At 65.1% G+C, this 10,217-nt stretch carries 10 protein-coding genes; 4 read left to right on the top strand and 6 right to left on the bottom strand.

Translation table 11 applies throughout. The features are described 5' to 3' along the window. Positions 1-447: SRPBCC family protein (locus MK181_10425; GenBank protein ID MCH2420214.1), on the bottom strand; the 447-nt coding region annotated here is incomplete at its 3' end. A 119-nt stretch (positions 448-566) separates the two neighbouring features. Here MK181_10425 and MK181_10420 point away from each other — a divergent pair. Next, positions 567-1,469 (top strand): TIGR01777 family oxidoreductase, encoded by a 903-nt coding sequence (locus tag MK181_10420; GenBank protein ID MCH2420213.1) that lies wholly within the window; start codon positions 567-569, stop codon positions 1,467-1,469. Between the two features lie 58 nt (positions 1,470-1,527). Here MK181_10420 and MK181_10415 read toward each other — a convergent pair whose 3' ends face one another. Then, on the bottom strand, positions 1,528-2,265 hold the full coding sequence (locus MK181_10415) for an SDR family oxidoreductase (protein ID MCH2420212.1): 738 nt from the start codon (positions 2,263-2,265) through the stop codon (positions 1,528-1,530). A 199-nt stretch (positions 2,266-2,464) separates the two neighbouring features. Here MK181_10415 and MK181_10410 point away from each other — a divergent pair, with 199 nt between their 5' ends. The 3 genes from MK181_10410 (at position 2,465) to MK181_10400 (ending at position 5,843) form a co-directional block, all read left to right on the top strand. Next, positions 2,465-3,358: a fatty acid desaturase gene (locus MK181_10410; protein ID MCH2420211.1), complete on the top strand. Its 894-nt coding sequence runs from the start codon at positions 2,465-2,467 to the stop codon at positions 3,356-3,358. Positions 3,359-3,462: 104 nt separating this feature from the next. Further along, entirely contained in the window at positions 3,463-5,022 is a 1,560-nt protein-coding gene (locus MK181_10405) for a molybdopterin-dependent oxidoreductase (protein ID MCH2420210.1), read from the top strand. 122 nt (positions 5,023-5,144) lie between these two features. Then, on the top strand, positions 5,145-5,843 hold the full coding sequence (locus MK181_10400; protein MCH2420209.1) for a hypothetical protein: 699 nt from the start codon (positions 5,145-5,147) through the stop codon (positions 5,841-5,843). 52 nt (positions 5,844-5,895) lie between these two features. On the opposite strand, the gene MK181_10395 is transcribed toward MK181_10400, so the two are convergent. The 4 genes from MK181_10395 to MK181_10380 form a co-directional block, all read right to left on the bottom strand. Next, complete coding sequence (locus tag MK181_10395; protein ID MCH2420208.1) at positions 5,896-7,194, bottom strand: M24 family metallopeptidase; 1,299 nt, start codon at positions 7,192-7,194, stop codon at positions 5,896-5,898. A 17-nt stretch (positions 7,195-7,211) separates the two neighbouring features. Continuing rightward, positions 7,212-8,378: an aminotransferase class I/II-fold pyridoxal phosphate-dependent enzyme gene (locus MK181_10390; GenBank protein MCH2420207.1), complete on the bottom strand. Its 1,167-nt coding sequence runs from the start codon at positions 8,376-8,378 to the stop codon at positions 7,212-7,214. Between the two features lie 52 nt (positions 8,379-8,430). Continuing rightward, positions 8,431-9,822 carry an FAD-dependent oxidoreductase gene (locus tag MK181_10385; protein MCH2420206.1) on the bottom strand — a complete coding sequence of 464 codons (1,392 nt, stop codon included), beginning with the start codon at positions 9,820-9,822 and terminating at the stop codon, positions 8,431-8,433. Between the two features lie 5 nt (positions 9,823-9,827). Further along, a partial coding sequence (locus MK181_10380; GenBank protein ID MCH2420205.1) for a 2-oxo acid dehydrogenase subunit E2 occupies positions 9,828-10,217 on the bottom strand: 390 nt, incomplete at its 5' end.

Below are 10,217 nucleotides of genomic sequence, written 5' to 3'. Positions count from 1 at the left end.
ACACGTGGAACCCTCCTCGAACATGCCGGCGAGTCGCCGGAGGTTCTGCCGCCAGATGAGCGCCAGGAGCGGACGTGCCAATGCGGCGGTCGCGCGACCACCCAACCACCAGGGAAAGGAGAGGTCCTCCTCCCAGATGAAGGTTGTCCCGCCGTCGCTCTGGTCGTCGAGGCGGAACCTGCCGACTCCGGTGACGAGGCCGTGATGCTCAACGCCCATAACACGGCCCTCCTCCCAGTCGGTGACGGCCATCCGGTCAAGTGTTCGGAGTGGTCCGACTCGGGTCTCACACTCGAACGTTGTTCCCACTCCCGTCATCTGCGTCGAAGTAAGGCGGATCTCGGCGGCATCTGCCATCCAGTCTGAGTGCCGACGGACGTCCGCGACCGCCGCCCAGACGACATTCCGGGGGGCGTCGATGCTGACACTGGACCTGAAGTGGGCCATTAATTCGCTCCTCGGGACTCCGAGTTCGTGGTGGCGATCTGACAAACGCCGCACATACTGTCGTACAAGTTTGCCGACTGCCCATCCGCTGGCGTCGCATCTACAAGGAGAAAATTGGCATGCGTACGGTCGCGGTAACCGGCGCCTCGGGGCTGGTCGGAACCGTCCTGACGGCCGCTCTGGAGAAGCGTGGAGACCGCGTTGTCCCTATCGGCCGACGCCCACCCGCTGGTGGCGTGGCCTGGGATCTGGCTGCTCGTCGGATCGACGAGACGGCCCTCGAGGGTGTCGACGCTGTCGTCCACCTGGCGGGTGAGCGAATCGATGGCCGGTGGACGCCCACCAAGAAGCGGAGGATTCTTGACAGCCGCGTAGAGGGAACTGAAGTACTGGCCGAAGCGTTGGCCGGTCTTGGTCGCCCACCGGCCGTCGTAGTGTCGGCCTCTGCAGTCGGCTTCTATGGCGACCGCGGCGACGAGGAACTCACCGAGGATTCGCTGCCGGGGACTGGTTTCCTGGCCGAAGTTTGCGAACGCTGGGAGGCGGCGGCAGCGCCGATTGCCTCGCCCGACACCCGCTTGGTGCTGGCCCGAACCGGCATCGTGTGCACACCCGACGGTGGTGCACTGGGAAGGATGCTTGCCCTGACTCGACTGGGCCTTGGCGGCCGCCTCGGTAATGGTCGGCAGTGGTGGTCGTGGATCACACTGGAGGACGAGGTCCGGGCTCTCCTCCACCTGCTGGACACGCCGGTAGCGGGCCCCGTGAACCTGGTCGCCCCCGGAACCTGCCGTAACGCCGAGTTTGTTCGCACCCTCGCACGGGCTCTCCGGCGTCCGGCGGTGCTCCCGGCGCCCGCCCTGGCGCTACGGGCTGCCCTCGGTGAGATGGCGAACGGGCTGCTGTTAGCCAGTGCCAGGGTCCAACCCGTCGGGTTGGAGGACTCTGGGTTCAGCTTCAGGTCACCGGACCTCACCTCGGCTATAGCCGAGTTGCTTTCTCCGGGTCGGCCGAGGTCCTGACAACCCAACACCTTCCTGTGTGAGACACCGAACTTCGCGGCCGCTGGTCCGGTGCCGTTCAGGCCAGGGTGAGGCCTCCGTCGACGACTACCACGTCTCCTGTCTGATAGCCGGCGCGGAGTATCCCGAGCACCGCTGCAGCGCAGTCTTCAGGCGTTGCTGAGCGGCCCAGCGGAGCGCGTTCGGCAACCGCCTCATGGATTGCATCCCAGGTTTCCGTCCACGGTGTCTCAACGAGTCCTGGGGCTACGGCGTTCACGCGGATCTCGGGGCCAAGAACATTTGCCATGAGGCGGGTGAGGTGGTTGGTGGCCGCTTTTGAGACCGAGTAGGGAATTGAGCTCCCGAGTGCCCGGAGGCCGGCGATCGAGGTGATGTTCACGATGTTGCCGTCACCGCTGGCCTTTAACGCCGTGACTGAGGCCCTGCTGAGATACCAAGTCCCGAAAAGGTTGACGTCGATCACGCGCCGAAATACCTCCTCGGAAACGGATCCAAGGTCATGGTGTGGGATGAGCTGTGTGTAACCGGCGTTGTTGACGAGGATGTCAAGTTGGCCGAAGGTTTCGAGGGTCGCCTCGACCATTCCGATGCATTCGGACTCGCTGCTTACATCGGCGCGGTGGTAGCAGGTGGAGTTGCCCAACTCGGTAGCCAGCACCTTTCCGGCCTCCACCGAGGAGGAGGAGTTGAGGATGACCTTCGCTCCGGCTGCAACGAGCAGACGTGCCGTGGCCTCACCTATTCCGCTCGTGGATCCCGTGACAATCGCGACCTTGTTGTCGAACTCGCCCATCGGGCCTCCACTCGTGTCTGTTGAGCGTGCACCTTTACAAGGAGGGGTCGGAGGTTCAAGTCCCTCTGCACTCGCCAGAAAACACTGTGGTCAGAGGGCCACTACAGGCGGCCCGAACTAGTCTCTCGAGCAGCGGGTTGTGGTGTCTGCGCTGGGAGGCTGGAGACCTGTGGGACCAAGAGTCGGACCGGACCGGTTGTTGTATGAACGGCGTGTCATCGCGCCCTACACGGGGGCGATCGGCTGGCGGAGTTTGTTCAACATCGCGTGGTGTGTGTCCGGCTGGGTACTGGTTGTCAGTCTCGAACTCACAGGGAAGATCCCGTTGTGGCTGGGAATGTTTCTTGCTGCCGTATTCCTGCAGGCCTGCTACATGCCTATGCATGAATCGGTCCACAAGACCTTGTCAGGCGGAAGACGCTCCTTGGTGTGGGTCGATCGAGCGGTTGGGGCTTTGGCCGGATGGCTGCTTTGTGAGTCCTTCAAAGCACACCGGATCACACATTTGAAACACCACACCCACACTAACGATGAGGCCGATCCTGATGTCCTGAACTCAAAGGGGTCGCCCCGCCAGATTCTCGGCCGAGTGGTGGCTGGAACCGTGCTCTACCCGCTTGGGCCGCTTCTTGCTGTGGTCCCGCCACTACGACGCCTGGTTCCTAACGGCTTGGCGACCCGGATGGGGCAAATGGCTGAACTTCGCGGTCCAGAGGCCGGGGCTGCGGCCCGGCCGGTAGCCCTTGGCCACTTCTCAATACTCCTCGTTGGCACAATTCTCGGCTACGGAGAGTTGGTCTGGCTGCTCTGGTATATCCCAGCCTGGGCTGCCAGGTTCTGGTTGTCGCTGGTGTTCGGTTGGCTTCCCCACCATCCGCACGCCGAAACAGGCCGTTATCGCGATACCAGGGTGTTTACCTTTTTCGGTTCGACGTTCCTGATTCGCGGACACGACTATCACCTCTTGCACCACCTATTTCCGGTCGTGCCCCACTACAGGCTGCGGGCACTGTGGCGCGACATCGGTGAACACCTCAGCGAACAGGGGGCGAGGATCGAAGGCCGTGCCGCCCGTTCCTTGCCGACGGGATAAGTCGCGACAATTTTCAACCATTTGGATGAAGTTGGATTTTCAGAAGCGGTCACGGGTGCCCGTGCCTGCGTCTTGTACGAGGTCGCTGTCCTAGGTTCGATCGGGTGAAGCGAGGTTCCGTCACGGCGGCCCTACTTGGGGCCGCTGCCGCAGCCCTGGCGTTAGCGCTCGGCGAGTTCGTCGGAGTCGCTTTTGGCGACCTCTCGCTCGTGGCCTCAGTCGGCGATGTCGTTGTCGACCTTGCTCCCGGGTGGTTCGTCCGGTGGACGATCGGCCTCCTAGGTGCTGCTCAAAAGCCAGCGCTCCTGACCGGGATAGTTCTCCTCGTCTTGTTGATGGGAGCAGGAACGGGCATCAGGGCCAGGTCCGCTCAGGGTCCGGTTGGCGCCGCCTATGTCGTCTTTGGCCTAGTGGGAGTGATCGCAGCTACCAGGGCCGGATCAGCCGTCATCGGTCTGGTCGCAACGAGTACGGCAGTGATCGTTGGGTTATTTGCCCTGAGACACGGAGTTGGTCTCCTGGCTTTCGTTCCGGTCGAGGACCAACGTCCGTCATTTGAAGATCCGCGGGACAAGGTTGCGTCTCGGCGCGGTTTTCTGGCTTATGCCTCCGGAATGACGTTGGCTGCCGGGGCGATGGGATTCGGAAGTCGCCTCATTGCCGACCAAGGGGCAGAGGGGATGCGTCGGCAAGTGGTCATCCCAAGGGTTCGCAGAACAGCTACCGATCGACCACCTCCTACTTCGACCACGGAGGCGCCATGGACCGCACCGCCTTCTCTTACTCCGTGGACGACCCCGAATGATCGCTTTTACCGCATCGACACAGCACTGGTGGTGCCAAAAGTGGACTCCGAGAGTTGGTCGCTTCGCGTAGACGGCATGGTCGAACGGTCAGTGGAGATCACCCTTGCTGACCTGTTCGCCATGAACGTCGTTGATTCGGCAGTGACCCTGGCGTGTGTTTCCAACGAGATCGGTGGCTCACTGGTAGGCAACGCCATCTGGACAGGCGTTCCCCTTGTGGACGTACTCGAACTCGCGGGTCCCATGGAGTCAGCCGAGCAGGTCATGGCTTGGTCAGTTGATTCTTTCAGCGCTGGGTTCCCGATTTCAGCGTTGGGCGGGGATCGAACCGCACTCGTTGCCTTTGGAATGAACGGGGAGCCCCTTCCGTTTCGTCACGGCTTTCCGGCTCGTCTTGTGGTGGCAGGCCTCTACGGATACGTCTCGGCGGTGAAGTGGCTAAATCGAATCGAGTTGACCACCAGCGATGCTGCTGGGTACTGGATTCCTCGCGGGTGGGCCAAGGAAGCACCGATCAAGATCGCTTCCCGGATCGACGTACCGGGCGGGCGCCAGACCAAGCAGGGTCGCCAGGCGGTCGCCGGGGTCGCCTGGGCGCCCGTGGCTGGTATCGAAGGGGTCGAGTTGTCGGTTGATGACGGCCCATGGTCTCCGTGTCGTATCCGCGGAGTTGATGCTCCCGGCCGGTCCGGTGACAGTTGGGTCCAGTGGTACACCGAGTGGGACGCCGAGCCGGGGTTCCGTACCCTTCGAGTTCGGGCACGAGACACCCACGGTCGCCTCCAGGCTTCTGGACCAAAGCCGATTGCTCCAGATGGCGCCGAGGGCTACCACACCCGATGGCTAGTGGTCGCCTGATGACCACCTCGGTCGGAAACGAAGTCGAATGCAAGGAGGGGGTCGAGGGCCCGAGTCCCTCTGCGTCTACCCGTGGCCTGAAGCGACGCGCGGAGGACGCCATCCTCTGGAATACTGCATATATGCACACGCGCACCCTCCTTACGGCCACTCTCCTCACTGTCTCCCTCGCCGCTACCGGCTGTGGGCTTCTGGAGACCAACGACGACGAATTGGAGACCCTCCGGGTGGAGATCATCCAACTTCGCGAGGACTTCATGGATCTGGAGGCCGAGGTGTCTCTGCTGGCTCGGATGCCGGCCACCACGACCACGACTGCCTCATCGTCGGCCACCACCACTGCCGCGTCGGCCACCGGTGCGGCCACGACGACCAGGGCTCCGTCGTCAGCGGCCGCTCCCACCGAAGAGGACCCGGCGCCCGCTCCCACCGTGCCGGTGGGTTTGAACGAGGAGGCCATCCTGACCGCCACCTACGAGTGGGGGCCGAGTGACCCGGCGCTCATCCTTCAAGAACTCCTGGGTGTCACCGCTGATGGCTGGTACGGCAACGGGACCCGAGCGGCGCACGCCGCCGAGCTTGAGGCACGCGGTCTGTCCACCGACGGTGTGCCGTCGCCGCCCACCACGGCCGCACCGGACGCCACCGCGACCACGGAGGCTCCAGCGGAGACCACGGAGGCTCCAGCGGAGACCACGGAGGCTCCAGCGGAGACCACGGAGGCTCCAGCGGAGACCACGGAGGCTCCCGCCGAGACGACAGCTGCTCCGGCGGAGACCACAGAGGCTCCAGTCGAGACGACCACCACAGCTGCCGGCTGATTGCGGGCGGCCGCACCGCCGCATCACAAACCGGTCGACGACCGGGAGTCGTTCAGGATCCGATGATGTTGTGCTCGGGGCCGTAGGGGAATCCGGTGATGTTTTCGGCCCCGTCCTCGCCCACGATCAGGATGTCATGCTCCCGGTAACCGCCGGCTCCCGGCTGGCCGTCTGGGATGGCGATCATCGGCTCCATCGATACGACCATTCCCGGCTCTAGAACCGTTTCCACGTCTTCTCTGAGCTCCACCCCGGCCTCCCGGCCGTAGTAGTGGCTGAGAACCCCAAAGCTGTGGCCGTAACCGAACGACCGGTACTTCAGTAGGCCGTGAGACCGGTAGACATCATTCAGCTCAGCGGCGATGTCACAACAGCGAGCACCCGGCCGAATCAGTTCCAGCCCCCGCTCATGAACCTCCACGTTGACCTCCCACAGCCGCAGGTGCTCGGCAGAGGTGACGTGGTCGCAGAACATGGTGCGTTCTAGGGCCGTGTAGTAGCCGAAGATCATTGGGAAAGCGTTGAGTGACAGGATGTCGCCTGTCTCGACCAACTTGTTGGTCACCGGGTTGTGGGCGCCGTCGGTGTTGATGCCGGACTGGAACCAGGTCCAGGTGTCCATGAGCTCCACGAACGGGAAGCTGGCGGCGATCTCACGGACCATGGTTCGGGTAGTGGCCAGGGCCACCTCGTGCTCGGGCACTCCAGCGGCCACGGCGTCGACGCAGGCCTCGGCACCCAGGTCGCAGATTCGGGCACCGTGGCGGATCAGGTCGTGCTCCTCGGCCGACTTGACGGTCCGCATCCACATGGTCGCCGAGCCGATATCCACCAGCTCGACACCAGGCAGGGCGGCCTCCAGGGACCGGAACTGGTCGACCGACAGGTGGTCGAGCTCCACACCGAGGCGGGACGCGCCACCCATGAGGTCGCGGACAGCCTGGTAGTAGTTATCCCGTCGCCAGTCCGAGTACACGAGGTTGTCCCCGTAGGTGCGCCTCCACGGCTGTCCGCCGTCGATACCGGCCGAGATGGTGGTGGCGTTCTCTCCGTCGATCACCATCCCGTACTTGCGGCCGAAGTAGCAAAAGACCCAGCCCGAGTAGTAGCAGATGTTGTGGTACGAGGTCAGGAGACAGGCGTCGATGCCCTCTGCAGCCAAGTGGTCCCTCAGGGCGCCCTGCCGGCAATCCATCTCGACAGCCGAAAATGGGGACCACTCCTTGTCGCCCCAGTGCCATCGAGTGACATGGACCATGTCATCTGTACGGGCGGTGTCCATCGGTGCCTCCTCTAGCTTGTCGGGACGGCAAAACAGTTGACGGGTCACCTCGTCGGCGGCCCGAGACACCCACTGGGGTGGCGAGGCTACCTACCCAATCCAGCTACCAGGCGGTCGACCATCTCGTCCAGGACAGCCGTGGAGGTTCCGAAGGTGAACCGGACATGTCCCTCACCACCCACACCGAACAGCGGACCGTTCTTACCGCGCACCCCGGTCCGTTCGCGAAGCCAGGTGGCGGGCCGGTCGCCGGGTTCGAGGGCGGAGAGGTCCAGCCAGGCCAGGAAGGTGGATTGGGGGAGGTGGACTCGTATGTCAGGCAACTCGGCGGCGATTCGGTCGACGAGCCGTCGCCGGTGGCCGTTGAACAGGGCTACCAGGGCATCGGTCCACTCGTCGGCCTCTTCCCAGGCGACGGTCGCCGCTTCGCAACCAAACCGGTTGACGCCCCCGAGGAGTTGCTCCGGAACGCCGAGGAACCGGCGGTGGAGGTCCTCGTCGGCGAAAGATGCCACGGCGGCCCGAAGGCCACCGATGGCAAAGGTCTTGATGCCTGAGGTCAGGGTGACGGTCCGCTCACCGGCTCCGGGGATGGTGGCTGTCGGCCGGTGGGTGGCTCCCGGATAGACGAAGTCGCAGTGAATCTCGTCCGAGGCGATGACCACGTCGTAGCGGGTGCATAGGTCCACGATCTGGACGAGCTGCGGTTCGGCGAGGACGCGGCCCGTCGGGTTGTGGGGGTGACAGAGCACGAGGAGTCGGATTCCGGGATCGGCGGCCAGGAGTCGTTCCAGATGGTCGAGGTCGTAGTGCCAACCGTCCTCGTCGCGGACTAGAGGCCAGTCCACTATGCGTCGCCCCGTGGTCCGGCCGATGTCGTTGAACGGGAAATAGATGGGTGGGGTGAGGACCACGGCGTCTGCGGGACCGGTGAAGGCTTCCACGCTGGCCCACACCCCCTGAAGGACTGAGGCGGTGGCCACGACCAGTTCGGGGTCCGGGGTCCAACCGTGGCGCCGCGACGACCACCCGGAGAACGCCTGGGCCATGGCCCCGAAGCGGTCGTGATAGCCGGTCCCGCCCATTTCGACGATGTCGCGTAGTCGGTCGGTTATCCCGGGGAAGGGCCCGAGGTCGTGTTCGGCTACGAACGCTGGGAGCACGGACGGTGCCTCGTCCGTCCACTTGTAGGCGCCTGAGGCCACCTTCCTCGCCACGTCGACGCGGTCGAGGTCCTCTGGGCGGATCGTCACGGCGGCGATGGTAGCCCCGGGCCCTTCGAGCGACCCGCTGCATGCCCGGCGATCAGCGGGCGGTGTGGACTGGCCGACCGGCTAGGCCCAGGGCAGCCTCCATGAGCGACTCACCGAGGGTGGGGTGGGCGTGGATAGTGCCGGCCAGGTCCTCCACGGTGGCTGCGGTCTCTACGGCTAGTGCAGCCTCGCCGGCCAACTCGGCCACATGGGCGCCGACCGCCTGTACACCGATCACCGTGCCGTCGCCGTCGGCCACCACGGTGACCGTGCCTTCTGGTTGTCCAAGGGTCCGGGCCCGACCCGAGGCACTAAGCGGGAACCGGAAGGCGGCGGGTTCCAGGCCAGCGGCACTCGCCGCCTTCTGGTCTAGGCCCACCACCATCACCTGGGGGTCGCCGAACACCACCATGGGCACGCCGGCTGGATCGAAGGCTGCCGGTCGGCCACAGGCCGCGTCAGCGGCTACCTCGGCCTCCGCGGTGGCCTTGTGAGCCAGCGCCGGTCCTGGCGTCAGGTCACCGATGGCAAACACGTCTCCCGCCGCCCTCCGGTCGGCGGCGACCTGAACCAGGCCACTACTGGTGATGGTCGCTCCGGCCATGTCGAGGGCCACGGTGTCAGAGTTTGGACGGCGCCCCACTACCACGCCGATGCGGTCGGCGGGCAGCCCTACCTCTCCGTCTGGACCGGCGACGAGTAGGCCGTGTTCGTCAGTGCCGACGGCCCGGTGAGAGAGACACAGTCCGACTCCCAGGCGACGCAGGCCGCGGCTGACCTGTCGACCGATCCGAGTATCAAAGCCGGGCAGGATCCGATCCTCGGCCTCCACAATTGTCACCTCGCTGCCGAGTTTCGCGAAGGCACAGCCCAACTCAACCCCGACGTAACCGCCGCCCACCAGGACCAGGTGTTTGGGGAGATGGTCGGTGAAGAGCAATTCGTCGGAGCCGACGACCCGGTCGCCGTCAGGAGGCAGGTCGTTTAGTTCCACGGGCCGGGAGCCGGTGGCCACGATGGCGTGGCGGTGTTCCAAAAACTCGACCGTGTCGCCGTGTGCGACAGCCACCCGGTCGGGTCGGGAGAACCGGGCATGACCGTCCAGCACCCGGACCCCGGCGTCGGCCAGCAGGCGCGACACCCCGTTGGTCAGGTCGCTGACCACCGCGCTCAGGTGGTCCCGGACGCGGGTCATGTCCACGCTCGTCGTTACGTCGACTCCCCAGGGTCGGACCCGGTTCCCGAGAGCGTGGGCCTCGGCCACCTCAATGAGGGCCTTGGACGGGATGCACCCCACGTTCAGGCAGGTTCCGCCCACCGCATGACGCTCCACCAGGGTTACCGAACGGCCCAGTCGGGCGCCGTGGAGGGCGGCCGCGTACCCGCCGGGCCCGCCTCCGATCACCAGCAGGTCGACGGGAGTGGCTACCTCGCCGACGACCATGACTGTCAGTCTCCGACGAGCAGGTGGAGGGGTTCAATCAAGTCGTCGACCACGGTCCGTCGGAACGCTTCAGCGAGGTCGCCGTCTATAAGGCGGTGGTCGGCTCCCAGCACCACAGGAAGGGTCGGTCGAGCCACCACGGCACCGTCTACGGCGATCGGCCGCTCGGCCACCGCCCCGAGACCCAGGATGGCCCCCTGTCCGGGTGGGATGATCGGGGTGGCGAAGCGGCCGCCCAGCGACCCGTAGTTGGTGACGGTAAACGTGGCTCCCGACAGGTCAGCCGCCGACAGGTCGTCGGCTCGGGCGCGGTCGGCCACCTCCGTGATGGCCTCGGCCATGGCGAACAGGTCCAGGGTGTCGGCGTCGCGGACCACGGGGACTATCAGCCCCCG

This window comes from Acidimicrobiales bacterium (assembly GCA_022452035.1).
Lineage (GTDB): Bacteria > Actinomycetota > Acidimicrobiia > Acidimicrobiales > MedAcidi-G1 > UBA9410.
Note: the sequence above shows the minus strand (reverse complement) of the source record. Positions and strands in the feature narration are given on the sequence as shown.

What these genes read in the sequence shown, in the direction of transcription:
- MK181_10420 (MCH2420213.1), top strand. Translation starts at nt 567, where the DNA reads ATGCGTACGGTCGCGGTAACCGGCGCCTCGGGGCTGGTCGGAACCGTC.
- MK181_10415 (MCH2420212.1), bottom strand. Translation starts at nt 2,265, where the DNA reads ATGGGCGAGTTCGACAACAAGGTCGCGATTGTCACGGGATCCACGAGC.
- MK181_10400 (MCH2420209.1), top strand. Translation starts at nt 5,145, where the DNA reads ATGCACACGCGCACCCTCCTTACGGCCACTCTCCTCACTGTCTCCCTC.
- MK181_10385 (MCH2420206.1), bottom strand. Translation starts at nt 9,822, where the DNA reads ATGGTCGTCGGCGAGGTAGCCACTCCCGTCGACCTGCTGGTGATCGGA.